Origin of the sequence: Peptococcus simiae, from assembly GCF_046569735.1 — a bacterium.
In the GTDB taxonomy this organism is placed as follows: domain Bacteria; phylum Bacillota; class Peptococcia; order Peptococcales; family Peptococcaceae; genus Peptococcus; species Peptococcus simiae_A.
Window position 1 is genome coordinate 1 of record NZ_JBKICG010000017.1, and the last position, 24,219, is coordinate 24,219.

Below are 24,219 nucleotides of genomic sequence, written 5' to 3' on the forward strand. Positions count from 1 at the left end.
GCACCTTATTTTTTGAATGTCAAGCCGATTTAAAGAAAAAGTTTAGTTTCATTAAACTTTTTCTTTAAATCGGCTTAGTTGGGGCCTTGCTATGAGCTTTTACAGGGTCAAATCCACTTGGGCAATGTAAAATTGGGTCGGACTCCGGTCAGAAATCTTGGCCGCCAGGCAAATATAGGGAACGGACTTGTCCATATCAAAGCCGACCACATAGGCCGGCATCCGGGCGCTATCCCGTTCGATTAGTTTTTTGGCGTCAAAGACATCCACGGCCCCATCATCCCGGATAATGGTCAGGCCACTGCTGGCCGCCAGGACAACGCCCCCTTGGACAGGGGTGATACTCTTGGGCTCGCCGAATTTTTCCAGAGACATGGAGGTCTGCTGGGTTAGGCTGCCATCGGGCTTATAGCTAAAGACCCAGATTTTTTTATCGGCCTTGGCCACCAGGTGGATGCCCTTTTTCTCGTCATAGTAACCGGTCACGATATCGCGGACAAAGACCGGACCCTTGGTCTGGTCGGTTTGGATGCCCTCCAGTTGAAGGGGTTCTATTTGACTGACAAGGCCGCCTTCATCGAGGGTAAAGCGCCGTACGGCTGTGTTCGAGGCAAAGGACAGGCCCTGGCGGGTGTGGTCCATGAGGACGGCCTTTTCAAGGACCCGCTGGGAGGCCACCGGAACATTGGAAAGGTCCTTCTTAATCAGGAATGTAGCATTGGCCTCATCAAAGGTTTCGATTAAAAGAAAGGGGGCCTTACCGCTGACATTGGTAATGGTACTAGGGGACTGCCAGGACCCCTTGGTTAAGAAGTCTTCCGCCAGACGCCAGGCCGGTTCCTTCTCCTGACCCTGGTTTTTATAAATGAAGAGGTTGGCGTCATCATAAATATATAAGTGCTTGCTGTCCAATAAACCAAAGTTAGAGTAGTCCGGATTGATAAAGGCCTGGTCAGACTTAAAGGGGACGGCCTTCAGCCGTAAAACGCTCCCGGCCTTGCCCCGGACCGTTTCAAAGCGGGGCATATCCGCAGCCTGGCTTTTGGCCTCGGGAATATCGCGAGTACCGCCCGGATTCAGTATGACAAAAACACCGGCTGTGACCAGCACGGTGACAACAGCGCAAATGATCAGCAGCTGCTTATTTTCTTTCATCCAGTCTTTCCACATTTTTTTCACCTTCCTGCACAACAATCCTTGTTGACAGTATAGCATTATTTGAAGCGTCCGTCTTAAAAGTCGACTGAATTTCCATCTTTATTTACAAAAAAAGGTCCCTGCGGGACCCTTTCCTTATTCTTCAATGCTGGCATCATTCTCACCGATGCCATCCAAGCCAAATTCATCATGAAGGGCCTGCATGAGCTTTTCTTTCAGGCCTTCTTCATCGCGGATAATGCAGGAAATTTTAATTTCCGAGGTGCCGATCATGTCAATGTTGACGCCGTTTTCGTAAAAAACCCGGAACATGCTGGCGGCAATGCCCCGGCCGGTTACCATCCCGGAACCGACGGCGGAGATTTTCATCACCTTGTCATCGAAAGATACCGATTCATACATGACTTGGTCTTTGAGGCTGTTAATGATCCGCCGGGTCTTTTTCAGCTCATTTTTAGGGACGGTAAAGGCAATGTCATTTTTGGCATTTTGCACGCCACTCTGGATGATGAGGTCTACATTGACATTTTCATCAGCCAGGGCAGTAAAGATATCCGCAGCGATACCCGGACGGTCGTCCACGCCATAAATGATAATTTCTGCTGTATTTTGGTCACAGGCAATCCCGGTAACGGGATATTCTTTTTCTAAGGCCTCTTTCTTCACAACCAAAGTCCCTCCTTTTTCTGTTTCATAGCTGGAACGGACGGCCAGGGGAACGTCATGGGTTTTTGCCATTTCGACAGAGCGCGGGTGTAGGACTTTCGCGCCAAGGCTGGCCAGTTCAAGCATCTCATCGTAGGATATTTTGCTGAGTTTAGACGGGTTTTTCACCACCCGGGGGTCAGCGGTGTAGATGCCGTCGACATCGGTGTAAATTTCGCATAGGTCGGCTGACAGAGCTGCTGCAATAGCGACAGCAGTCGTATCTGACCCGCCCCGGCCCAGGGTGGTGATTTCATGCTCCTGGGTCCGGCCCTGAAAGCCGGCCACAATAATGATCCGGCCGGCTCCCAGTTCGTCTTTGACCCGGTCTAGGTCAATGTACTGGATCCGGGCCTTGGTATGGGACCGGTCGGTAAAGATCCGCATCTGGCCGCCTGTTAAAGATATGGCGTCATGGCCCAATTCCTGAAGGGCCATGGCCAGGAGGGCAATAGAAATTTGCTCCCCGGTGGAGAGGAGCATGTCCATTTCACGCGGAGAGGGGTCTGCTGAAATGCGGGCGGCCCGCCCGGTTAGGTCATCTGTAAAGCCGGCCGGCGCTGAAACCACAACTATCAGGTCATTACCGGCTTCAGCGGTTTGAGCCACATGCTCGGCAACAGATTTAATCCGGTCTGTGTCTTTGACTGAGGTCCCTCCATATTTTTGAATAATTAGGGCCATACTACCATCTCCGTTTCCTTGTCATCTATCAAATGCACCCCTTGGGCCACGATTGGCAAGGCTAAGGTGCGTAGGGAAATATCTTGACTGGCTGCCCATTCGATGAGGGGCGCCGTATCTATCGCTTGGTCGGATAAGACCAGGACCGTACTACCGGCACCGCTGACCGGAGCCGCTAAGGCGCCGGCTTCCAGGGCCATTTCCCGCAATTCAGCCATGCCGGGCATCAGGGGGAGCCGGTAGGGCTCGTGCATCCGGTCTTTTAGGGCTTCCTTGAGCAGGTCCAGCTTGCCGCTCATAAAGGCGGCTACCGCCAGGCCGTAATGGCTCAGGTTATAGACGGCGTCTGCCCGGGAGTAGCTGTCGGGCATAACCTGGCGGGCCTTGGCGGTGGCCAGGGCATAGTCGGGGATAAGGAGCGTCGCTTGCAGACCTTCCGGCGGTGCAATCTTATGCCAGTAGACCCGGGCATGCCTGTCTTGGCAGCCCAGGCAGATGCCCCCTAAAATAGCCGGCAAAACGTTATCCGGATGACCGTCCATGGCCGTTGCCAAGCTGATGGCCTCCCGGGTAGACAGGGGCTGGCCGCTCACCATATGGGCGGCAGCAATCCCGGCCACAATGGCTGCCGAACTGGACCCAATGCCCCGGGCAAAGGGAATGCGGTTGATACATGCCATCCGGACACCGGGCACCGCCTTGTGGAGCCGGGCAAAGGTCCGGCGATAGGCGTCGACGATGAGGTTATGATGGGGGTCTACCTGGCCGCCCCCCTCCCCTGAAACCTCTACGATGATTTCTGCTGAAGGTGTAGGCGTCACCATGACTTCATTGTATAGGCCCAGGGCCAGGCCCGCAGCATCAAAGCCGGGGCCTAGGTTGGCACTGGTACCGGGGATCCGCAGGTGAAAGGGCCCCCTCATCGAATATCACCATAGACGCGGATGACGCTCTCCACTTTTTCTACCACACCGATGTTACAGATAGCGGCCAAGGCTTGACGGAAATTGCGTTCTTTCACGCTGTGGGTAATGATGACCAGGTCGGCCAGGTCATGGGCAGTCAGGGTTTCCTGGACCACTTGGGCAATGCTCACATCGGCATCACCGAAGGCTTGACCAATCTGGGCTAAAACGCCACTGCTATCCTTGACGGTTAGGCGGACAAAGAAGGGATTTTCCACTTCATCAATGGGGAGAAAGCGGCAGGCTTCATAGGTATTATCCCCTAGCCGCCCTTCACAGCCGCAGACGATATTTCTGGAGATATCAATGATGTCCCCAACGACAGCACTGGCCGTCGGCAATTTGCCGGCACCCCGACCATAAAACATGGCTTCATCGACCGCATCGCCACGCACAAAGGCAGCATTAAAGCTGTCATTGACGCTGGCCAGGGGGTGGCGTTTATCAATTAAGGCCGGGTAGACCCGGAGGGCAACGCCCTCAGCCTGCTTGTTGGCAATGCCCAGGAGCTTGATGACATAACCAAAGCGGGCTGCATAAGCAATATCTACCGAGGTTACTTTGGTAATGCCCTCAATATAAACGTCATCAAAGACCGCCGGGCAATGGAAGGCTAAGTTGGCCAGGATGGCCACCTTCCGGCCGGCATCCAGGCCTTCTATATCGGCGGTCGGATCGGCTTCTGCATATCCCAAGCGGGTTGCTTCCGCCAGGGCCTGGTCATAGCTCCAGCCCTCTTCCGCCATTTTAGACAGGATATAGTTGGTGGTCCCATTCATAATCCCAACGATTTCCTCAATATGGTTGGCGGAAAGACCTTCCATTAAGGGGTGGACAATGGGAATGGCCCCCATGGCTGCCGCTTCAAACATAAAGTCCTTACCGGCCTTGGCGGCCGCAGCGTAAATTTCCCGGCCGGCCACAGCGATTAAGTCCTTATTGGCGCTGACGACACTCTTGCCGGCAGCCAGGGCTTTTAAAATATATGTTTTGGCCGGCTCAAGGCCACCGATGAGTTCAACAACGATATCAATGTCCTCATCAGCTAAAATCTGATCAATATCATCGGTCAGTTGGACATGGCCCGGAATCTGATCCCGATACTTATCCGGGTGGCGGACCAAGACGGTTTTCACCAGCAGGTTGGCACCTACCTTATGGGCAAACTGCTCTCTTTGGCGCTCCATGATCACTTCGAATGTGCCACTGCCAACTGTCCCAAAACCCAAAAGGGCCACTTGAATCGTTTTCATATAACCCGTCCTCACTATAAATTATTTTGTCCGACCAGCTCAACGCTTAAGACCCGGTCCACTGCATACAGGGCCTCCAGCAGGTCTTCCAGGTGGATGACCCCGTCTTCAGACTCAAAACTGATGGTCACCCGGGCAATTCCCTGGGTCGGAATCCCTTGGTTAATGGTTAGTACGCTGGCCCCACTTTGGGCCAGGACATTTAAGCAAGCGGATAGTACCCCGGTATGGTTTTCTAGATTAATCTGCAGGGTGATAATCCGTTCTTTAATGGCTTCATAAAAAGGGAAAATCCCATCCCGATACTTGTAAAAGGCGCTGCGGCTAATGCCTACCTGCTTAACGGCTTCATTGATGGTTAAGACCGGGTACTTGGCCAGCAATTCTTTGGTTTGGGCCGTCTTTAAAATGGCTTCCGGTAAGATACGCTCATCTACAATATACCGTTTGTTTGATAAATTTTCTTTCATAATATGCTTCCTCTCAGTCTACCTGATATGGATTTCTTTCCGTGGCAAATAGATGGTATCTATTTGTCGGGGACTTGTCAACTGCCTAGGTGCATTTTTATGAAAAAAGTCCATCAGATAGGCATATAGCAAAAAAGAAAGGTCAGAAAACCGACCTTTCTTACCAGCCCTTGTGCTTATTCTGTAAAGTAGCGGACGCCACTTTCAAAGATGCGCTGATCTTTTGCGCCCGGAATATTTTTGGCAATATGGGCACCAATCCGCTCGCTATGGCCCATCTTACCCAGAATCCGCCCATCGGCGGACATGAGCCCTTCAATGGCGTAACTGCTCCCATTGGGGTTATAGGCAATATCCATTTGCGGCAGGCCCTGGGCATCGCAGTACTGGCTGACCACCTGGCCATTTTGGACCAGGGCCTCCAGCCGGGCCGGGTTGGCCATGAAGCGGCCTTCCCCATGGGAAATGGGAATGGCATGGACATCGCCTGGTCCCACCCCCTGGAGCCAGGGGGATTGGTTGGAGACTATCCGGGTATGGACATACCGGCTCTGGTGGCGGCCAATGGCATTAAAGGTCAGGGTGCAGTCGTTATCTGCTGCCGGGGTAATCTTACCATGGGGCAGGAGGCCTAACTTGACCAGGGCCTGGAAGCCATTGCAAATGCCCAATAAGAGGCCATCCTGGTCATTTAAGAACCGGTCCAGGGCCTCGGTCAGCCGGGCTTCGCGGAAGAAGGCAGCGATGTACTTGCCGCTGCCATCGGGCTCATCCCCAAAGGAGAAGCCGCCGGGGAAGACCAGCATTTGGGCCTGGCGGATGGCGGCTTCCATCCGCTTGACAGCATCTTCCAGGAGGGCCTGGGTCAAGTTGGCAACGACTACCGTCTCTACCTCTGCCCCGGCCCGAATCAGGGCTCGAGCGGTGTCATATTCACAGTTGGTACCCGGGAAGACCGGGACAATGGCCCGGGGCTTGGCTAGGGCTGGAATCTTCCGCTTGAGCAAAGGCCGAGTCGGTGCCTGTAAAACCGGCGCTTCCCCGGACTGCTTGGCGTGAATCGGGTAAACCGCTGCGAGGGTCTCCTGCCAGTCAGCACAAAGGCCGGCTAGGGGCAGGGAGGCCTCCGGCAGCTGGATGGCAAAGTCTGCGATGGTCTGACCGATGACCTGGGCCCGGTCGAAGGGCTTGGCCAGTTCAACGATGATGCTGCCAACAGCGGCAGCCTTAGCCAGGTCCTGCCCTTCTGCCGTTAGGCTTAGGCCGAGGCCATTGCCCAGGGCCATCTTAAAGAGCCCTTCAGCGGCGCCACCCCGGCTGATGGCCCAGGCAGCTACAATACTGCCGTCGGCCACAGCCTCTTCATAAGCAGCCCAGGCATCCCGGAAGGCCTCCCGGTCAATCCGCCCCTCTTTGCGGGGAAGGGTGAAAATGGCCAGGTCATGGCCCGGGGCCTTGAACTCAGGGCTAATGACCCGGTTGGCGTCACTGATGGCCGTGGCAAAGGCCACCAGGGTCGGCGGCACATCCAAGTCTTCAAAGCTCCCACTCATGGAGTCCTTACCGCCGATGGCCGGTACGCTCATATCATACTGGGCCATCAGGGCACCGAGAACGGCCTGGAAGGGCTGGCCCCAACGGTCGGGGTCATTTTTCAGACTGTGGAAGTACTCCTGGAGGGAGAGGTAAATGTTCCTGTTCGTTGTCCCGGCGGCGATGACCTTGGTCACCGCCTCTACCACGGCCTCATAGGCCCCCTGGTAGGGGTCGGCGCTCATGGCATAGGGGTCAAAGCCATAGGCAAAGAGGCTGGTGGTATCAGTAGTCCCCCGGAGGACCGGAATTTTCCCGGCCATGGTCTGGATGGGGGTCAGCTGGTGCTTGCCCCCGAGGGGGAAGAGGACGGTCCCGGCTCCTATGCTGGCGTCAAATTGTTCAGTGAGGCCAATTTTACCACAGGTATTCAGGTCCTCGGCCAGCTGCCGAATCTGGTCCGCCAAGGGCTGGACTGCCTGGGCCCGGTCGGCCAGGGGGGCCACCCGGACGGTCATTTCCTTCGGAGCACCGGCTGAGTCAACAAAGGCCCTGGACAGGTCGACAATCTTATCTCCCCGCCATTCTAAAACGAGCCGGGGGTCAGCTGTAATTTCAGCGACAATGGTAGCCTCCAGGTTTTCCGCCTGGCAGGCCTTTTCAAACATGGGCCAGTCAGCCCGGTCAATGACACAGGCCATCCGTTCCTGGGATTCGGAAATAGCCAGCTCTGTGCCATTAAGGCCCTCGTATTTTTTAGGGACGGCGTCCAGGTTGACGTGGACCCCGTCGTCGGCCAGTTCACCAATGGCCACAGAAACGCCACCGGCGCCGAAGTCATTGCAACGCAAAATGGCCCGGGCCACTTCCGGTTGGCGGAAGAGGCGCTGGATTTTACGTTCTTCAACAGGGTTCCCCTTTTGGACCTCTGCACCGGAGGTTTCCAGGGATTCCTCGGTATGGGTCTTAGAGGACCCGGTCGCACCGCCGCACCCATCGCGGCCGGTCCGGCCGCCGATGAGGACGACGATATTGCCCGGTTCCGGCACCTTCCGGACCACTTGGTCAGCCGGGGCTGCCGCAACGACTGCCCCTACCTCCATCCGTTTGGCTTCATAGCCCGGGTGGTAGACCTCGTCCACCAGGCCTGTTGCCAGGCCGATCTGGTTGCCATAAGAGGAAAATCCATCGGCTGCGAGCCGGCAAATCCGACTCTGGGGGAGCTTGCCCGGCAGGGTATCGGCCAGGGGCTTGCGGGGGTCGGCTGCCCCGGTTAAGCGCAGGCTTTGGTAGACATAGCTCCGGCCACTCAGGGGATCCCGGATAGCGCCCCCCAGGCAGGTGGCTGCCCCACCGAAGGGTTCAATTTCCGTCGGGTGGTTATGGGTTTCATTTTTAAACATATACAACCAGGGCTCAGTGCCTCGGTCGGTTTCTACATTTATTTTGACGGAGCAGGCATTGATTTCTTCACTTTCATCCAGGTGCTGGACCAGCTGGTGCTTTTTCAGGTACTTGCTGGCCAGGGTGCCCATATCCATCAGGGTGACGGGACGGGCGGCTTCCTTGTCGCCATAGACGTCCTTCCGCATGGCCCGGTAGCTGGTATAGGCGGCCTGGACATCCGGGCGTTGAATATCAATATCCGTCAGCCGGGTGTTAAAGGTCGTATGCCGGCAGTGGTCTGACCAATAGGTATCGATGACCCGAAGCTCGGTTTCAGTCGGGTTGCGGCCTTCTTCTCTGAAATAGGTCTGCATAAAGGCCAGGTCAGCTGCGTCCATGGCCAGGCCCCAGCGGTCAATAAAGGCCGGCAGGTCCGCCTCAGCCAGGTCGTTAAAGCCGTTGACTTCCTCCACCGGCTGGATAGCCGGAATATGGGCTTCAAGCCGGTCCGGTTTGGCCAGGGCTGCCTCCCGGGCTTCCACCGGGTTGATGAGGTAGTCCCTGATGGCCGCGCGGTCGGCTTCAGTGAGGTCTCCGTAAAAAATATAGACCATGGCGGTTTTTACTTCAGGTCGGTCCCCGGTAACCAGGGCTACGCACTGGGCACAGGAGTCTGCCCGCTGGTCATACTGACCGGGCAGGGCTTCTACCGCCAGGGTAAAGTCGCCTGCTGGATCAGCTGGCAACTGGTCCTCGTAAACAAGGTCTGTAAAGGGTTCGCTTAAGATGGTTTCCTTAACCTCTGCCTGGTAGGCCTCAGGCAGGGTTTCTAAATCATAACGGACAAACTGGCGAAGGGCTTGCAGCCGGGGGATATTTAAGTCCCGTTTGAGGGTTTCACACAGGCCTAGGGCCCCGTCGCGAAAGCCTTCTCGGCGTTCAACAAAGTAGCGTTTGAGTTGGCTCATCCTAGTCCTCCAATTCTAATGCCTTCATGCCGATATCATGGCGGTATTGCATGCCATCAAAGTCAATATAGGCCACCGCCTTATAGGCCTGCTCCATGGCAGACCGGATATCCGGCCCCAGGGCGGTCACCCCGAGGACCCGGCCCCCGGCTGTTAACAGGCGGTTCTGACCATCTAAGCGGGTCCCGGCGTGGAAAACCACTGCCCCATGGGCTTCGGCTTCCGGAATCCCCCGGATTTCGTCTCCCTTGCGGGGGGAAGCCGGGTAATCCTTGGCCGCTAAGACCACGCATACCGCTGCTTCATCGTGCCAGCTGAGGGTCACCTGGTCCAACCGGCCTTCAATAGAGGCCAGGAGGGGTTCAGTGATATCGCTCGCCAACCGCATAAGGACCGGCTGGGTTTCCGGGTCACCAAAGCGGGCATTGTATTCCAGGACCTTGGGACCATCCTTAGTCAGCATGAGGCCGGTGTAAAGGACCCCCTTAAAGGGGCAGCCTTCTGCAGCCATAGCCGCAATGGTCGGTTTGATAATGGTTTTTAAAACCTCTTCCGCCAGGGCTTCTGTATAAATAGGTGCCGGTGAATAGGCCCCCATACCGCCGGTATTGGGGCCTTTATCCCTATCGAAAATCCGCTTATGGTCTTGAGCGGACACCATAGGAATGACCTGCTTACCATCGGCAAAGGCAAGGACGCTAACCTCCTGGCCTTCTAAAAATTCTTCAACCAGGACCCGTTGGCCGGCCTCGCCGAAGGCCTTGTCGGCCAGCATGTCTTCCAGGGCAGCCAGGGCAGTGGCTGTATCCGGGCAGATGATAACGCCCTTGCCGGCGGCCAGGCCGTCAGCCTTAACGACACAGGGGCCATTAAGGGCCTTGACATAGGCCTGGGCGGCGGCCAGGTCCGTAAAGACATCGAACTTAGCCGTAGGGATCTGGTACTTTTTCATCAATGCCTTGGAAAAAGCCTTGCTCCCCTCTAAGCGGGCAGCGGCCTGACTGGGGCCAAAACAGGCCAGGCCGGCGGCCTCAAAGGCATCTACAATCCCCATGGTAAGGGGCTTTTCCGGCCCAACCACCGTCAGGTCAATTTCTTTTTCCCGGGCAAGCCGGACCAGGTCATCAACCTGCTCGACCTGGATAGGCAGGCAGGTGGCCAGGGCCGTCATACCGGCATTGCCGGGGGCCACATAGATATCTGTTACCCGGTCACTCTGGGCCAGTTTCCAAACCAGGGCATGCTCCCGACCTCCGGAGCCAATGACCAATACCTTCATTGTCTACCTCCTCATTAATGTCTGAAATGACGGACGCCGGTAAAGATCATGGCAATCCCGGCCTCATCACAGGCTGCAATAGACTCTTCGTCCCGGATGGACCCACCCGGTTGGATAACTGCCACAATACCTGCCTTGGCCGCCTCATCGATGCTATCCCTGAAGGGGAAGAAGGCATCGCTGGCCAGGACAGCCCCCTGGGCTTCGCTGCCGGCTTCTGTAAAGGCGATTTTGCAAGAGCCGACCCGGTTCATTTGTCCCGCGCCAATGCCTAGGGTCTGGCCATCCTTGGCCACGACGATGGCATTGCTCTTGACGTGTTTAACGGCCTTCCAGGCAAAGAGCAGGTCCTGCATCTGGGCCTCTGTCGGTTTTGTCTTAGTGACGCACTTGAAGTCCGCCGGATTGATGGGCTGGACATCCCGGGACTGGACCAGGAAGCCGCCGCCAACCCGTTCGACCCACTGGGCGGCGTCAGCCTTGGCTACGCCGGTTTCCAGTAAGCGTAACTTGTCTTTCACTTTGAAGGCTTCCAAGGCCTCTTCGGTAAAGGAAGGGGCAATGACGGCCTCCATAAAGGTTTCTGTAACCTGCTGCGCTGTTGGACCATCGACAGCCTGGTTAAAGGCGATGATACCCCCGTAGGCTGAAACCGGATCAGCCGCCAGGGCCCGGCTATAGGCCTCCTGAACCCCGCTGCCGGTGGCCAGGCCACAGGGGTTAGTGTGCTTAATAATGGCACAGGCAGCAGTATCGGCAAATTCATTGACCAGCTGCCAGGCGGCATCCAGGTCAACGATGTTGTTATAAGAGAGGGCCTTGCCCTGGTGCTGCTTGGCATTGGCTATGGATCCCGGCTTGGGGTCAGCCACATAAAAGGCTGCCTCTTGGTGGGGGTTTTCCCCATAACGGAGGGTCATCTTCCGCTGACCGCCAAGGGCAAATTCTTCCGGAAATGCCCCTTCGCCAAAGGCCTGGCTGAGGAAGGCGGAAATGCTACTATCGTACACAGCGGTATGCTGGAAGGCCGCCAGGGCCAGTTTTTGCCGCATATCCAGGGGCACTTCTCCGTGGGCCTGGAGGGCCTCTAAAATAGGTTTATACTGGCGGGGGTCAACGACAACGGTAACCCGCTCATGGTTTTTAGCCGCGGCCCGGAGCATAGTCGGGCCACCGATATCAATATTTTCAATGGCCTCTTCTAGGGAAACATCCGGCTTGGCGATGGTTTCCCGGAAGGGATAGAGGTTGACCACCACCATATCAATGGCCTGGATGTGCTGGCGGGTGATTTCTGCAAAATGCTCCGGCGTTTCTTTAGCCAGGATCCCAGCATGGATAACCGGATGAAGGGTTTTGACACGCCCATCAAGCATTTCCGGAAAGCCGGTGACATCCTCTACAGCCTTGACTTCAAGGCCTGCTTCAAGTAGGGTCCGGTAGGTTCCACCGGTAGAGAGCAAGGAAAAGCCATTGCGGATGAGCCCCTTGGCAAAGGGCACCAGGTTGGTCTTATCCGATACGGAGAGAAGTGCATAGGACATGAAATAACCCCTTTCTAATCCAGTATAGTTACTGATTGATCCTTAATTTTTATCTGGCCGCTGGCAATTTTACCAATGACCTCACTGTAGAGCCGGTGTTCTTCCGGTAAAATGCGGGCCGCCAGGCGGTCTTCATCGTCTCCCGGCAGGACCGGGACAACCCGTTGGGCAATAATGGCGCCACCATCTAAGATATCGTTGACCAGGTGGACCGTACAGCCGCTGACCTTTACCCCATATTCGACCGCCTGTCTTTGGGCGTGGAGGCCGGGAAAGGCGGGTAAAAGAGACGGGTGAATATTAATAATAGGTGCGGGGGCCTCTTGAATAAAAGTCTGGCTGAGGACCCGCATATAGCCGGCCAGGACAATTAAGTCACAGGGAACGGCCTTGATTTTTTCTAAAAGGGCCAGGTCAAACCGGACCCGGTCCGGGTAATCGGCTGCGACCAGGGCCGCCTGGGGAATACCCGCCGCCCGCGCCAGGTCTAGGGCCGGGGCATCTGCATGGTCGGATAAGACCAGCTGGATCTTGGCAGCCAGGTCTCCTCTGTCGATATGGTCTTGGATGGCCTTGAAATTAGACCCCCGGCCGGAGGCCAAAACCACCAGGTTGAGCCCGCTCACACGAGCACCACGCTTTGGTCACCGGCTACCACCCGACCGATTTCATAGTAGCGAACCCCACGACCGTCAAAGTCAGCCTTGACTTGGGCGGCTTCTTCAGCAGCTACGACCACTGCCAGGCCAATGCCCATGTTAAAGGTCCGCCACATATCGTCTTCGGGCACTTGGCCCTCTGCTGCCAACCAGTCAAAGATGGGCAGGCGGGGCCAGGCGTCCACCTTAATTTCTGCAGATAGGCCTTCCGGCAGGACCCGGGGCACATTTTCGACCAAGCCGCCCCCGGTAATATGGGCCATGGCGTGAATGACGCCAGGCTGGTCCTTTAAGATGGGGAGGACATCCTTGATATAAATCCGGGTTGGCCGCAGGAGGGCCTCACCCAGGGTTTCCCCCAGGGGTTCAATATAGTCTTCGGCTGTTTTGCCGGCCCGGTCAAAGGCAATTTTCCGGGCCAGAGAGTAGCCATTGGAGTGGAGGCCTGTAGAGGGCAGGCCCAGGATCAGGTCCCCTTCTTTGACAGCGCTCCCGTCTAAGAGGGCCTCTTTTTCAACAATCCCAACGGAGAAACCGGCGACATCATATTCACCGGTCTGGTAAAAGCCAGGCATTTCAGCTGTTTCACCGCCGATTAAGGCACAACCAGCCTGGACACAGCCTTCGGCAATGCCGGCCACCACTTCGGCCAGTTGGTCAGGGTCTAGCTGGCCAACGGCCACATAGTCTAAGAAAAAGAGGGGTTCCGCCCCCGCCACTAAAATATCATTCACGCACATAGCCACCGCATCAATACCGATGGTGTCGTGCTTACCACACATAAAGGCTACTTTTAACTTGGTCCCAATGCCATCGGTCCCGCTGACCAGGACCGGGTTTTCATAGCCCTGGGGGACTTGGAAAAGGCCCCCGAAGCCGCCTAGGCCACCGAGGACTTCAGGGCGTTTGGTCCGGGCCACCAGGGGCTTAATCTTATCAACCGCTTCATTCCCTTTATTGATGTCTACACCCGCATCGCGGTAGGTCATGGTTTTCTTCATATTTATTCTCCTTCTGCAGGGATACCAAGGTGGTAGGCCCCACCGATACACGCATCACAGAATCGCGGCTCGCCACCTAAGGCTTCTAGGAGCCCTTTTGAGCTGAGGAAGTGGAGGCTGTCGGCGCCGATATATTCGCGCATGCCTTCCAGGTCCATTTTAGCGGCAATCAGCCGGTCTCGTTCAGCGGTGTCAATGCCGTAATAACAAGGGTTGACCACCGGCGGGCAGGTGACCAGGAAGTGGACTTCCTTAGCGCCCCGCTCCTTGAGCAAGGCCACCAGCCGCTTACTGGTGGTCCCCCGTACAATGCTATCGTCGACGACAGCAATCCGCCGACCTTCTAATTCTTCCCGGATGGGGTTTAACTTTAGCTTGACCAGTTGCTCCCGCATTTCCTGGGTCGGGGCAATGAAGGTCCGGCCGGTATAACGGTTTTTCAGGATGCCCGGGGTGAATTCAATCCCGCTCTCTTCAGCAAAACCGATGGCCGCACTGGTACCGGAATCCGGCACCGGGATAACCACGTCTACATCCAGGTCATCCTTAATTTCTCGGGCTAGAATCGCCCCCATCCGCCGCCGGGACAGGTTGACATTGATCCCATCAATGGTTGAGTCCGGTCGGGCAAAGTAGACGTATTCAAAGGCGCAGTGGGCCGGCTGGGGCGGGTTCGCTAAGTCACGGCTGTGGATGCCGTCCGCATCGATGGTGAGGGTTTCACCGGGACGGACATCCCGGATAAAGGTAGCCCCGATGGTGTCTAGGGCACAGGTTTCAGAGGCCACGCAGTAGCCTTCCGGCAGCTTACCGATACAAAGAGGCCGGTTGCCGTAGGGGTCGCGGGCGGCATAAATAGTATCCTGGTTCATGGCCACCAGGGCATAGGACCCCTGGAGGTCCGCCATGGCCTGGCTGATGGACACATCTAAAGACCCGTGGCCATACCGGGCCAGAAGGTTGCAGACCAACTCGGCGTCGGTGGTCGTTTGAAAGACAGACCCGCTCTGGGCCAGCCAGTTGCGGAGTTTACCTGTATTGGTCAAAGACCCGTTCATGGCCAGGGCCACATCCCCTTGGAGGTAGTGGGCAACGATGGGCTGGATATTGATATCCGCATTGCCGTCGCTATTGGAATAACGAACATGGCCAATCCCACAAGACCCAGTGAGCTTAGCTAGAATGTCTTCATCAAAGACTTCCGTTACCAGACCCTGAGACTTGTAAAATTCGATTTTTTTATGGTTTGAGCTGGCAATCCCGCAGGCTTCCTGACCCCGGTGCTGGAGGGCAAAAAGCCCATAATAGCATCTTGAAGCCACCTCTTTATTTTTGGTATAGATGGCGAATACGCCACATTCTTCGTGAAACCCGTCTGCCGCAATAACTGCCATAATGTCCTTCCCTTCTAGTGCTTGTGTGCCTGATCGATGCCTTACTGGTCTAAAGCCTGGAGCCGGCGCCACACTTCGACGTAGGCTTCGGCAACCCCGCCCAAATCGCGGCGGAACCGGTCTTTATCCAGTTTTTCACGTGTATCCTTATCCCAGAGCCGACAGGTATCCGGTGAAATTTCGTCAGCCAGGATAATGGTCCCATCCGGGGTCCGGCCAAACTCCAACTTAAAGTCCACCAAGATAAGGTTAGCCTCATCCAGCCACTGGCTGAGGAAGTCATTGATTTTGAAGGCTTCACTAATGATCGTATCAATTTCTTCTTTCGTCGCCACCCCAAGGGCCTGGGCATGGTAACGGTTGATGAGGGGGTCGCCCAGGTCGTCATCCTTATAGGAGAACTCGATGATGGGCGTCTTGGCAACCAGGCCTTCTTCCAGGCCTAGGCGCTTGGCCATGGACCCGGCGATGATATTGCGGACAATGACTTCAAGCTTGATGATTTCGACCCGTTTGACCAATTGGTGGTCATCATCCACCACTTGGACCAGGTGGTTTTTGACCCCTTGGTCAGCCAGGCGTTTAAAGAACCAGCCTGAAATTTTATTGTTCAGGACCCCCTTGTGGTCGATGGTGCCTCTTTTCTCCCCGTTGAAAGCGGTCGCATCATCCTTGTAGGCCACCATGTAAAGCTGGTCATCATCTGTTTTAAATACACGTTTTGCTTTACCTTCGTAAAGTTGATCAAGCACTTTCATTAAATAGACTCCCTTTCTTAGTCCATTAAGCCGGCGCGACGGAAAATATAATCGACTCGTTTGGTGTGGTAGCTGTAGTCAAAGATATCATCCAGAGTTTGGTCATCTAAGTGAGCGGTGATCCGGTCATCTGCCTTAACCAGGTCATGGAAGGAGGTTTGCTCATCCCAGGCCCGCATGGCATTTTCCTGGACCCAGGGATAGGCCGTATCCCGGGCCACGCCTTTTTCAACCAGGGCCAGGAGGACCCGTTGGGAGAAGATGAGCCCATGGGTTTTTTCGACATTCTGCATCATTTGCTCTTCACGGACGACCAGGTTTTCAGCCACATTGGTGAAAACGCCCAGGATATAGTAGAGCAGGGCGGTAGAGTCCGGCATGATGATCCGTTCTACAGAAGAGTGGGAAATGTCCCGCTCGTGCCAGGTCACGCAGTTTTCAGCGGCCGGGAGGACATTGCTCCGGACAATCCGGGCCAGGCCGCAAACCCGTTCACAGTGAATGGGATTCCGCTTGTGGGGCATGGCGGAAGACCCCTTCTGCCCCTTGGCAAAGGCCTCTTGGACTTCAGCCACTTCTGTCCGCTGGAGGTTACGGATTTCTGTTGCGAATTTTTCTAAGGAGGTGGCGATATTGGCCAGGGCCATCATAAATTCCAGGTGGTGGTCCCGCTGGATAATTTGAGTGGATACCGGTTCCGGAGTTAAGGAAAGATGGTCGCAGACATAAGTCTCAATGGCCGGGTCAATGTTGGCAAAGGTCCCGACGGCCCCTGAAATAGCCCCAACGCTGATATTCTCAATGGCTCCTTCCAACCGGTCTTTCTGCCGGCACATTTCGGTATACCACATGGCCAGCTTCAGGCCGAAGGTCACCGGTTCTGCATGGACACCATGGGTCCGGCCCATGGCCAGGGTATCCTTGTAGCGAATAGCCTGTTTTTTGAGAACCGCAATAAGCTGGTTGACCCGGTCTAAAATGAGCTCACCGGCTTGACGAATTTGCACGGAAAAGCTCGTGTCCAGGACATCAGAGGAGGTCATTCCCAGGTGGATGTACTTGCCATCCTCACCAACGTATTCGGCCATGCAGGAGACAAAGGCGATGACGTCATGCTTGGTCACCCGTTCAATTTCCTTAATCCGGTCGACGTCGAAATTGGCCTTTTCGCGGATATTGCGAGCGGCTTCTTTGGGAATTTCCCCAATTTCCGCCATGGCCTCAGAGGCTAAGATTTCCACTTCCATCATGATGGAAAATTTATTGGCATCGGACCAAATAGCCTGCATTTCCGGTTGGCTGTAGCGATCGATCATCTTATTTCTCCTCTTTCATCTCGCGCAAGGCATCCTGCAGCTTGGCATCCTTTTGGGCAACACCGGCGGCCATATCTTCCTTATATTGGACCAGTTTTTGCTGCAGGTCGGCATCTGCCAGAGCCAGCATTTCTGCGGCCAGGATAGCGGCATTTTTAGCCCCGTCAATGCCGACGGTCGCCACCGGAATGCCGGAAGGCATCTGCACAATTGCGTAAAGAGCATCTACCCCATTTAAGGCCGTGGCGTTAATGGGCACGCCAATGACCGGTAAGGTGGTTTTAGCCGCTAACACGCCGGGTAAGTGGGCAGCTGCGCCGGCACCGGCGATGATGACCCGCATCCCCTTTTTGACAGCTTCAGCGGAAAATTTGAGCGCCTTTTCCGGGCTGCGGTGGGCACTGGCCACCAACATTTCATAAGGAATCCCGAATTCATCCAACTGGAGGGCTGCTTTTTTCATGATTTTAAAATCAGAATCGCTGCCCATCACAATACCAACTAAGGGTGGAGTGTTTGCTTGCATAGGTATAGACCCCTTTCTTTGACATACAACAAAAGCCCAAGCGGGTAGGTTTTCTATGGTCAATGGTCATAGGAAACCTACCCGCCTGGGCTTTTATCCCTTCGGTGTAGCACAAACTTGTGCCCATACCACTTGGTTAGCCAGGCTACCCTAGGTATGCTTTCCCGTGCTAATGGCATATAAAATATATCCAAACGACGGCTTTTATTATTCAACTGTTTGTAGTGTAGCACAGCCTTTTGACAAGGTCAATACAGCAAGTGGTTAAAAGGCGTTTTCATAGTGTTCAAGCCTCAGGCGCCCGTCGGCCTCCTCATAGCAGGCAATCACATCAAAGCGACAAGCATCGTCGCAGGGGTGGGCCAGTAACCAGGCCTGGGCCGTATGACGGATTTTGGCCTGTTTCCGCCTATCGACCGTTTCCTCCGGCCGGACCATGGCCCCATACTTCCGCGCCCGGACCTCGGTAAAGACCAGGGTATCCTGCCGGCGGCTGATGATATCAAGCTCCCCGTCCCGAATGGCGTAATTCCGCCTGATGATCTTGTGGCCCTTCTTTTTCAAGAGCCGGACCGCCGCCTCTTCTGCTGCCTGGCCGAAGTCCTGCCGGGACTTATGCCTTTTTAAGCCAGGCATCCACCGCATCGGAAATCACCCGGCCATCAGCCAAGCCCTTTAAGGCCCCCATGGCCTTGCCCATGAGCATGCCCTTGTTGGCCTCTTGAGGCGACAAGTCGGCAAAAAGAGCGTCTATTTTAGCCTGGACTTCTTCAGCCGTCAATTGTTCCGGTAAGAAGCCCTTTAAGATGTCAATTTCCTTGGCCATTTCTTCTTGCTTGTCCGGACGGGAAGCCGCGAGGTCATAGGCCTCCTGGGCCTTTTTCAAGGCCTTCTGCACCACCGACTGGCATTCTTCTTCAGATAAATCCTGACCCTTTTCTTTCATCTTATAGGTCATGTCGGACATCAGACCTGTGATGACCTTATTTTTAAAGGTATCCTTATTTTTTAAGGCCTGCATTTTTTCTCGTCGATAATCTTCGTACAGCATATAGCCTCCAATTTATTCTGGTATATTTTCCGGGTTGATAACCGCCTTGCTTTTATTCCGTCTCAGAGCATAAAAGCTAAAGACCAAGGCCCCAAAGAGCATGGGTATCCCTGCGAAAAGCGGGTTTAATAAGATCAGTCCAAAGAGCAGGAAGGGGGGAATCAGGCGGGTCACATGCACCTGCCTGCCCAGGCCGTGGCAATCCGGGCAGAGGCCCTCGGCATGTTGCTGCCGCATCTTCTCCCCGGTGGCCGCCCCCTGGCCATCACAGATCGGGCACTTCCGGTGGGTCACATAGCTTTCCATCACCGTCCGCACCTGCCGGCTCAAGCCCTGGCAGACCGGGCAGTCGACCTCTGTCACCTGGCCATTGGTCAAAAGCTGCCGCACCTGCCCCTGGTGGCAGGAGGGGTTATCGCAAGGGGTTTCTTTTAAATGCTCAATCTCTTCAGTCACTTCAATAATACCGGACCCCTTGCAGCGGGGGCAGGGACTGATGGTATCATCACTTATATTAGCCGGCAGCGCACCGGCGCCCTCACACGTCTGACAAGGGGTAACCGCCCCTCGAAACCAATCAATAATACGGCCCATACCTGCCTCCTTACACTAGAATTGCAACTGTACCGGCGACCATGAGAACAAGGGCCGCCAACAGGAAAATCCGTTCTTTTTTTACCTCTGCCAGGACACCCTTCCCTTGGCAGTAATCACAGGGAATCGTCACACAATCAACATCGCCGGTCTGACAGCAATCGACACAACCGGCGCCTTGACAAACGGGGCAGGCGGTTCTGTCTACAAAAAAACCGCTCTTCACCCTTGCCTTGTCACTCATAATATCCCACCGTTCCAATGATTAGTCAATTTACATCTAAGGCCATTTTATCACAAGAGCTAAGACCGCTCAAGCAAAGAGGACTTATAAATATCTTGCATTTTCTCGCCCAGTCTGCTAGTATATTAAAGTATGATATATTGGCAAAGGAGGTATTCCCATGGCAAGAAGTTGTGACATCTGCGGCAAAGGCGTGACCACCGGCATGCGCGTAAGCCACTCTCATATTCGCAATAAAAGAACCTGGCGCCCGAATATCCAAACGGTCCGCACCGTGGTCAACGGCACGCCCAAGAAATTGAACGTGTGCACCCGCTGCCTCCGGTCTGGTAAAGTTCAACGCGCTAAAGCTGCGAACCAAGCCACTGAATCTAATGCTTAACTGACCCTACCCTTCTAAAACGTCTTGTTTTAGAAGGTTTTTTTATGCCCCCTTCCCTACAAGTCAACCCATTTAGTAAAATGAAAACCAGGGCGGATCCGAACCATTATCGGAGCCGCCCTGGTTTTCTTCTCTTATCGTTAAGGTCAATTAAGAAGCCATTAAACTAATCCAGCCATAGCCCAATCCGGCGATGAAAATAATTTCAACGACAGAAACAAGGAAGCCTGTTTTCCACCATTCCTTTTGACTCATGTAGCCAGCGGCATAATAAATAGAAGCCGTACCTGTGCCGTAATGGGTCGTCCCCGGTGAAACACAGGTCAATAAAGCGAAAACCATCCCTACCACTATCGCATCAAAGCCCATAGCAACCAAGATACCTACAAAGGGTAAGAAGAAGGCCTGCAGGTGGACAAATAAACTGCTGAGTAAGTAATGGACATAGTAGTAGGCCAGGACCAGGACGATGTAAACGAAGAGGGGCGACTGACCGGCCAAGGGCCTTTGGACAAGGCCCACCATCCAATCAATGACACCACTTTCATTTAAATAAGCGGTGATTGCAATCAGGGGGGCCAACCACAATAAAATATCCCAGGCCTTTTGCTCCTGGACAACATCTTGATACGAAATAATTTCCGTCAACAGCAAGGCCACAACCCCCATTAAGGCCACGATAGTCGCATGAAGATTGATCTTATTACCAACAGCCCAAAGGATGATCATGGCCAAAAAGATAACTGTCATGATCCCTTCTTTCCGGCTTATCCGCCCCATTTTGGCCAACTCCGTCCGGGCAAAATCCGGGGCAATCCGTCTTTCTTCCCGAGTCATTTGCGGGCGGTTTAGGAAGTAGATGAGCCAGGGTACAAGCAGAAGGGTTAAAAGAATCGGTACAGCTGCATAAACAAACCAGTCCGTCCAAGTAATGGAGATATCAAAACTTTTGCCCAACATTTCTGTCGCCAGAGGGTTGGTGGACATAGCCGTTAAGAAGAGCGCCCCGATAATCAAATTCAACTGAAAACTGGCCATAAAAAGAAAGGCCCCTATTTTCTTCTCGGTCCCCTTCTCAGGTGATGACCCCATGGCTTCGGCCAAGGCCTTCGTTACTGGATACAAGATGCCAGCCCCCCGAGCATTGGTATTGGGCACAAAGGGGGCAATAATAAAATCACAGGCACTGATGGCGTAAACCAAGCCTATAGGATGGTGACCAAAGCGTCCAATTAAGAGATAAGCCAGCCGATAGCCCAGAGAGGTGTTTCTAAAACCGATGGCCGCAAAAAAAGCAAAGAGGACCAGCCAAACAGCCGGATTGGCGAAGCCGGTTAGAAGGGTCTCGAGAGGCATGGCCCCAGTCACCAGAAGGCCCCCAATTAAAATGAGAGCCAATTCACCTATACCGCCTGCTGAAAATAAACAAGCCAGGACAAAGCCTACAAACAAGGCAAAGGCCCGCCAGCCCTCGGGCGTTACCCCTTCCGGTGTAGGTACAAGGACTATCCCCAAGCAAATAAGGGCTGCAAGGCCCAGTCGTTTAAATTGAATACCTTTCATCTCTCACCTGCTTACAATAAATAGTCACAGTAGCCATGCTAAAAAGGGTGTCATCTTCAACCAAGCGGTTCTCCACCTGCCACACTTGAATTTTTCCACCCGCTTGCACCGGACGAGCATAGCACCGGCACCGGCTCCCTAAGGAAACAGGTCGTAAATGCTGAACCGTCATGGATAAACCGACGGCCTGCCTACCAGCCGGCAAGGACAGGGTGGCCCCCATGGAAGCCCCCTGTTCTGCTATAGCTGCTGATAGGCCTCCATGCAAGATGCCATGAATTTGTGTCATAGGCTCGGTTACGATCCATTCTTGAATCGTCAAAGAGCGGCTCTTTTCTACAAAAGTCACGCCAAGGCTATCTAAAATACCCATACCTACCGGCCCCCTTCTTGAACGACCGGGCCATGACGGCCCTCTCTCAACCGCTGCTTTTGGACTTTTCCGATGGATGTTTTTGGAAGGTCTGCTAAAAAAACAAAGTGCTTTGGCACCTTATAAGCGGCCAAATACTGCCGGCAATACGCCTGTAGGGCTGCAGGTGATGGCAAGGGTCTTTGAGGGTTCGCCGCTACCAGGTAGGCTTCCGGCACCTGACCCCAGCGAGCATCTTCTCGCCCAATCACGGCACACTCGCGAATATCAGGATGGCGGGCCAGGCATTGTTCAACCTCTGCCGGATAGATATTTTCCCCACCGGAAATAATCAAGTCTGTCAACCGACTTTTCACATAAAGATAGCCTTCTTCATCTAAACAACCGATATCCCCGGTCTTATACCAACCGTCACTTGTAAAGGCCCGACGGTAGGCGGCTTCATTATTTAAGTAACCTCGGCATAGGGCCGGCGATTGGATTTGTATTTCACCAACCGTTCCCGGTGGATAGCTGCCATCATCAATACGGAGTCGGTTCGGGAAAAGGGCCTGACCCGACGAGGCTGGTTTAATCGCTGTATCCGCCAGGCCGGTGGCAACAATTTGTGAACAGGTTTCCGTCATCCCAAAGGACCGGATCACTGCAATCCCTAGGTCGGCACACTGGGACAGGAGCCCTTCGTCAAAAAAACCGCCGCCTAAGAGCATATAGCGGAAAGAAGGCGGATACCGCCTATCCCCTAAATCATCGAGCAGGGCCTTCAGGGTATAAGCCACCACGGAAATAATCGTCCCCCGCCCAGCACATAAAGACCGGTTAACCGCAGCTGCATCAAACCGTGGGAACAAATAAACCGGGCAGCCATACACCAAGCTCCGCACTAAAATCGACAAACCGCTCACATGAAAGAGCGGGGTCACGCAAACCCAGCCATCCCCCGGCACCAAACCAGCATTTAAACCCCCGGCCAAGGCCGACCACAAGTGGTTATTATAAGTCTGCAAGACTCCTTTAGGGCGACCGGTTGTGCCAGATGTATATAAAACACTCATCACCCGGTCCCCTCGCCAAGGCATCTGTCTTCCCGGAATGACAGGCAAGGTCCGACTTGCCTGCAAAAGGACCCTTAAAGAGGCAACTTGCAAGTCGCCCCCAGCTTCTGCAAGCAAGGCCTCCGCCTGGGCCTTGTATTCTTCTGCATAAAGCACGAGGACCGGTTTAGCATCTACCACTTGGTAGGCCAATTCTGGCAGGGAAAGCCGGGTATTTAAGAGGACCATCTCTATCCCCCCATCCATTAAGGCAGCAATGAGGATATAGAAGTCTGCCGAGTTATCCGCTAAAACGGCTACTCGTCTGGATTTTTTATCACTGACCGAATACAAACGGTCATCTAAAACGACACCTAGCCTGTGAGCCTCCTTATAGAGGTCTGCAAAGGTCCATTGCTGACCTTCAAAGTCCAGGGCCAGCGTATGCGGTGAAAGCAAGGCACGCTTTTTTATCCAATTTTCATCGGGCATGGGGCCTCCTTAAGGAAACTTGGGAAAGTCGTCGAAATTCGGATCTCTTTTTTCCAAGAAAGCATTCTTTCCCTCTTTGCCCTCATCGGTAGTATAATAAAGCATCGTGCAATCACCACCCAGCTGCTGCAAGCCGGCTAAGCCATCTGTATCTGCATTCATAGAGGCCTTAATAAAGCGTAAGGCTGTTGGGGACATCATGAGGATACGCTCGCACCAGGCGAGGGTCACTTCTTCCACTTCAGCCAAGGGGGCCACAGTATTCACCCAGCCCATGGCATAGGCTTCTTCAGCTGTGTATTGACGACACATGAACCAGACTTCTTTAGCCCGTTTATGGCCAATCACCCGGGCCAAGTAGCCGGATCCGTAGCCGGCATCAAAAGACCCCACTTTAGGGCCGGTCTGGCCAAAGCGGGCATTATCCGCAGCAATCGTAATATCACAAACCAGTTGAAGGATATTACCACCCCCTATAGACCAGCCCTTAACCATGGCCACCACCGGCTTGGGTAAAATCCGAATGAGCCGCTGCAAGTCTAAAACATTTAACCGGGCAATCCCATCTTGGCCAACATAACCCCCATGGCCACGGACCTTCTGGTCGCCCCCGGAACAAAAGGCCTTGTCACCGGCACCGGTTAAAATCACTAGGCCAATACCTGCATCATCCCGGCAGATGGTCAAAGCATCAATCATTTCTTGTACTGTCAAGGGGGTAAAAGCATTATGGACCTCAGGCCGGTTGATGGTTATTTTAGCTATTTTACCGGACCGTTCAAAAATAATCTCTTCGTACGACTTAACTACTTCCCATTGATAAGCCATGTCTTCACACCTTTCCTGCTTTCAAAAAGCTTAGAATAACTTTCCTTATTTTACCATCC

Annotated in this window: 23 protein-coding genes; 1 reads left to right on the forward strand and 22 read right to left on the reverse strand. The window is 54.2% G+C overall.

Going from position 1 to position 24,219, the window contains the following annotated elements:
* Positions 1–99 precede the first annotated feature (99 nt).
* The 18 genes from ACLGL1_RS07470 to ACLGL1_RS07555 form a co-directional block, all read right to left on the reverse strand.
* Positions 100–1,170, reverse strand: coding sequence for a hypothetical protein (locus ACLGL1_RS07470; protein WP_411008073.1), 1,071 nt, complete (start codon positions 1,168–1,170; stop codon positions 100–102).
* A gap of 123 nt (positions 1,171–1,293) precedes the next feature.
* Positions 1,294–2,547, reverse strand: coding sequence for an aspartate kinase (locus ACLGL1_RS07475; protein ID WP_411008074.1), 1,254 nt, complete (start codon positions 2,545–2,547; stop codon positions 1,294–1,296).
* Positions 2,538–3,470: a homoserine kinase gene (gene thrB / locus ACLGL1_RS07480; RefSeq protein ID WP_411008075.1), complete on the reverse strand. Its 933-nt coding sequence runs from the start codon at positions 3,468–3,470 to the stop codon at positions 2,538–2,540. Before thrB ends, ACLGL1_RS07475 begins: the two co-directional genes overlap by 10 nt.
* Positions 3,467–4,765 (reverse strand): homoserine dehydrogenase, encoded by a 1,299-nt coding sequence (locus ACLGL1_RS07485; protein WP_411008076.1) that lies wholly within the window; start codon positions 4,763–4,765, stop codon positions 3,467–3,469. The genes thrB and ACLGL1_RS07485 overlap by 4 nt, the downstream gene beginning before the upstream one ends.
* A 14-nt stretch (positions 4,766–4,779) precedes the next feature.
* Positions 4,780–5,238, reverse strand: a complete 459-nt coding sequence (locus tag ACLGL1_RS07490; protein WP_411008105.1) for an ACT domain-containing protein — start codon at positions 5,236–5,238, stop codon at positions 4,780–4,782.
* Positions 5,239–5,411: 173 nt separating this feature from the next.
* On the reverse strand, positions 5,412–9,122 hold the full coding sequence (locus tag ACLGL1_RS07495; protein ID WP_411008077.1) for a phosphoribosylformylglycinamidine synthase: 3,711 nt from the start codon (positions 9,120–9,122) through the stop codon (positions 5,412–5,414).
* Between the two features lies 1 nt (position 9,123).
* A complete protein-coding gene (gene purD / locus ACLGL1_RS07500) occupies positions 9,124–10,401 on the reverse strand; it encodes a phosphoribosylamine--glycine ligase (RefSeq protein ID WP_411008078.1) in 1,278 nt (425 codons plus the stop codon).
* A gap of 14 nt (positions 10,402–10,415) precedes the next feature.
* Positions 10,416–11,945 carry a bifunctional phosphoribosylaminoimidazolecarboxamide formyltransferase/IMP cyclohydrolase gene (gene purH / locus ACLGL1_RS07505; protein ID WP_411008079.1) on the reverse strand — a complete coding sequence of 510 codons (1,530 nt, stop codon included), beginning with the start codon at positions 11,943–11,945 and terminating at the stop codon, positions 10,416–10,418.
* Between the two features lie 14 nt (positions 11,946–11,959).
* Positions 11,960–12,571 carry a phosphoribosylglycinamide formyltransferase gene (gene purN / locus ACLGL1_RS07510; protein WP_411008080.1) on the reverse strand — a complete coding sequence of 204 codons (612 nt, stop codon included), beginning with the start codon at positions 12,569–12,571 and terminating at the stop codon, positions 11,960–11,962.
* Entirely contained in the window at positions 12,568–13,605 is a 1,038-nt protein-coding gene (gene purM, locus ACLGL1_RS07515) for a phosphoribosylformylglycinamidine cyclo-ligase (RefSeq protein ID WP_411008081.1), read from the reverse strand. The genes purN and purM overlap by 4 nt, the downstream gene beginning before the upstream one ends.
* 2 nt (positions 13,606–13,607) lie before the next feature.
* Positions 13,608–14,999: an amidophosphoribosyltransferase gene (gene purF / locus ACLGL1_RS07520; protein ID WP_411008082.1), complete on the reverse strand. Its 1,392-nt coding sequence runs from the start codon at positions 14,997–14,999 to the stop codon at positions 13,608–13,610.
* Between the two features lie 41 nt (positions 15,000–15,040).
* Positions 15,041–15,757, reverse strand: coding sequence for a phosphoribosylaminoimidazolesuccinocarboxamide synthase (gene purC, locus ACLGL1_RS07525; protein ID WP_411008083.1), 717 nt, complete (start codon positions 15,755–15,757; stop codon positions 15,041–15,043).
* A gap of 17 nt (positions 15,758–15,774) precedes the next feature.
* Positions 15,775–17,073, reverse strand: coding sequence for an adenylosuccinate lyase (gene purB / locus ACLGL1_RS07530; protein WP_411008084.1), 1,299 nt, complete (start codon positions 17,071–17,073; stop codon positions 15,775–15,777).
* A gap of 1 nt (position 17,074) precedes the next feature.
* Complete coding sequence (gene purE / locus ACLGL1_RS07535) at positions 17,075–17,599, reverse strand: 5-(carboxyamino)imidazole ribonucleotide mutase (protein WP_411008085.1); 525 nt, start codon at positions 17,597–17,599, stop codon at positions 17,075–17,077.
* Positions 17,600–17,863: 264 nt separating this feature from the next.
* The gene (locus ACLGL1_RS07540; RefSeq protein ID WP_411008086.1) at positions 17,864–18,244 is read right to left on the reverse strand and encodes a YraN family protein; all 381 of its coding nucleotides are present in this window, start codon (positions 18,242–18,244) and stop codon (positions 17,864–17,866) included.
* Entirely contained in the window at positions 18,213–18,650 is a 438-nt protein-coding gene (locus tag ACLGL1_RS07545) for a GatB/YqeY domain-containing protein (protein ID WP_411008087.1), read from the reverse strand. The genes ACLGL1_RS07540 and ACLGL1_RS07545 overlap by 32 nt, the downstream gene beginning before the upstream one ends.
* Before the next feature lie 12 nt (positions 18,651–18,662).
* A complete protein-coding gene (locus tag ACLGL1_RS07550) occupies positions 18,663–19,244 on the reverse strand; it encodes a hypothetical protein (RefSeq protein ID WP_411008088.1) in 582 nt (193 codons plus the stop codon).
* Positions 19,245–19,254: 10 nt separating this feature from the next.
* A complete protein-coding gene (locus ACLGL1_RS07555; RefSeq protein WP_411008089.1) occupies positions 19,255–19,488 on the reverse strand; it encodes a hypothetical protein in 234 nt (77 codons plus the stop codon).
* 160 nt (positions 19,489–19,648) lie between these two features.
* Here ACLGL1_RS07555 and rpmB point away from each other — a divergent pair, with 160 nt between their 5' ends.
* Positions 19,649–19,870, forward strand: coding sequence for a 50S ribosomal protein L28 (gene rpmB, locus ACLGL1_RS07560; protein ID WP_411008090.1), 222 nt, complete (start codon positions 19,649–19,651; stop codon positions 19,868–19,870).
* Between the two features lie 150 nt (positions 19,871–20,020).
* On the opposite strand, the gene ACLGL1_RS07565 is transcribed toward rpmB, so the two are convergent.
* Genes ACLGL1_RS07565 through menB form a run of 4 tightly spaced genes read right to left on the reverse strand, consistent with a single transcriptional unit; the run spans position 20,021 to position 24,160 of the window.
* The gene (locus ACLGL1_RS07565) at positions 20,021–21,433 is read right to left on the reverse strand and encodes a DASS family sodium-coupled anion symporter (protein WP_411008091.1); all 1,413 of its coding nucleotides are present in this window, start codon (positions 21,431–21,433) and stop codon (positions 20,021–20,023) included.
* Entirely contained in the window at positions 21,414–21,806 is a 393-nt protein-coding gene (locus tag ACLGL1_RS07570; protein ID WP_411008092.1) for a PaaI family thioesterase, read from the reverse strand. The genes ACLGL1_RS07565 and ACLGL1_RS07570 overlap by 20 nt, the downstream gene beginning before the upstream one ends.
* A gap of 2 nt (positions 21,807–21,808) precedes the next feature.
* A complete protein-coding gene (gene menE, locus ACLGL1_RS07575; RefSeq protein WP_411008093.1) occupies positions 21,809–23,332 on the reverse strand; it encodes an o-succinylbenzoate--CoA ligase in 1,524 nt (507 codons plus the stop codon).
* 9 nt (positions 23,333–23,341) lie between these two features.
* Positions 23,342–24,160: a 1,4-dihydroxy-2-naphthoyl-CoA synthase gene (gene menB / locus ACLGL1_RS07580; RefSeq protein ID WP_411008094.1), complete on the reverse strand. Its 819-nt coding sequence runs from the start codon at positions 24,158–24,160 to the stop codon at positions 23,342–23,344.
* Positions 24,161–24,219 lie beyond the last annotated feature (59 nt).

Coding starts and splice junctions, on each gene's coding strand:
- ACLGL1_RS07470 (WP_411008073.1), bottom strand. CDS start 1,170: ATGTGGAAAGACTGGATGAAAGAAAATAAGCAGCTGCTGATCATTTGC.
- ACLGL1_RS07475 (WP_411008074.1), bottom strand. CDS start 2,547: ATGGCCCTAATTATTCAAAAATATGGAGGGACCTCAGTCAAAGACACA.
- thrB (WP_411008075.1), bottom strand. CDS start 3,470: ATGAGGGGGCCCTTTCACCTGCGGATCCCCGGTACCAGTGCCAACCTA.
- ACLGL1_RS07485 (WP_411008076.1), bottom strand. CDS start 4,765: ATGAAAACGATTCAAGTGGCCCTTTTGGGTTTTGGGACAGTTGGCAGT.
- ACLGL1_RS07495 (WP_411008077.1), bottom strand. CDS start 9,122: ATGAGCCAACTCAAACGCTACTTTGTTGAACGCCGAGAAGGCTTTCGC.
- purD (WP_411008078.1), bottom strand. CDS start 10,401: ATGAAGGTATTGGTCATTGGCTCCGGAGGTCGGGAGCATGCCCTGGTT.
- purH (WP_411008079.1), bottom strand. CDS start 11,945: ATGTCCTATGCACTTCTCTCCGTATCGGATAAGACCAACCTGGTGCCC.
- purM (WP_411008081.1), bottom strand. CDS start 13,605: ATGAAGAAAACCATGACCTACCGCGATGCGGGTGTAGACATCAATAAA.
- purF (WP_411008082.1), bottom strand. CDS start 14,999: ATGGCAGTTATTGCGGCAGACGGGTTTCACGAAGAATGTGGCGTATTC.
- purC (WP_411008083.1), bottom strand. CDS start 15,757: ATGAAAGTGCTTGATCAACTTTACGAAGGTAAAGCAAAACGTGTATTT.
- purB (WP_411008084.1), bottom strand. CDS start 17,073: ATGATCGATCGCTACAGCCAACCGGAAATGCAGGCTATTTGGTCCGAT.
- purE (WP_411008085.1), bottom strand. CDS start 17,599: ATGCAAGCAAACACTCCACCCTTAGTTGGTATTGTGATGGGCAGCGAT.
- ACLGL1_RS07540 (WP_411008086.1), bottom strand. CDS start 18,244: ATGCGGTGGATGCCTGGCTTAAAAAGGCATAAGTCCCGGCAGGACTTC.
- ACLGL1_RS07545 (WP_411008087.1), bottom strand. CDS start 18,650: ATGCTGTACGAAGATTATCGACGAGAAAAAATGCAGGCCTTAAAAAAT.
- ACLGL1_RS07550 (WP_411008088.1), bottom strand. CDS start 19,244: ATGGGCCGTATTATTGATTGGTTTCGAGGGGCGGTTACCCCTTGTCAG.
- ACLGL1_RS07555 (WP_411008089.1), bottom strand. CDS start 19,488: ATGAGTGACAAGGCAAGGGTGAAGAGCGGTTTTTTTGTAGACAGAACC.
- rpmB (WP_411008090.1), top strand. CDS start 19,649: ATGGCAAGAAGTTGTGACATCTGCGGCAAAGGCGTGACCACCGGCATG.
- ACLGL1_RS07565 (WP_411008091.1), bottom strand. CDS start 21,433: ATGAAAGGTATTCAATTTAAACGACTGGGCCTTGCAGCCCTTATTTGC.
- ACLGL1_RS07570 (WP_411008092.1), bottom strand. CDS start 21,806: ATGGGTATTTTAGATAGCCTTGGCGTGACTTTTGTAGAAAAGAGCCGC.
- menE (WP_411008093.1), bottom strand. CDS start 23,332: ATGCCCGATGAAAATTGGATAAAAAAGCGTGCCTTGCTTTCACCGCAT.
- menB (WP_411008094.1), bottom strand. CDS start 24,160: ATGGCTTATCAATGGGAAGTAGTTAAGTCGTACGAAGAGATTATTTTT.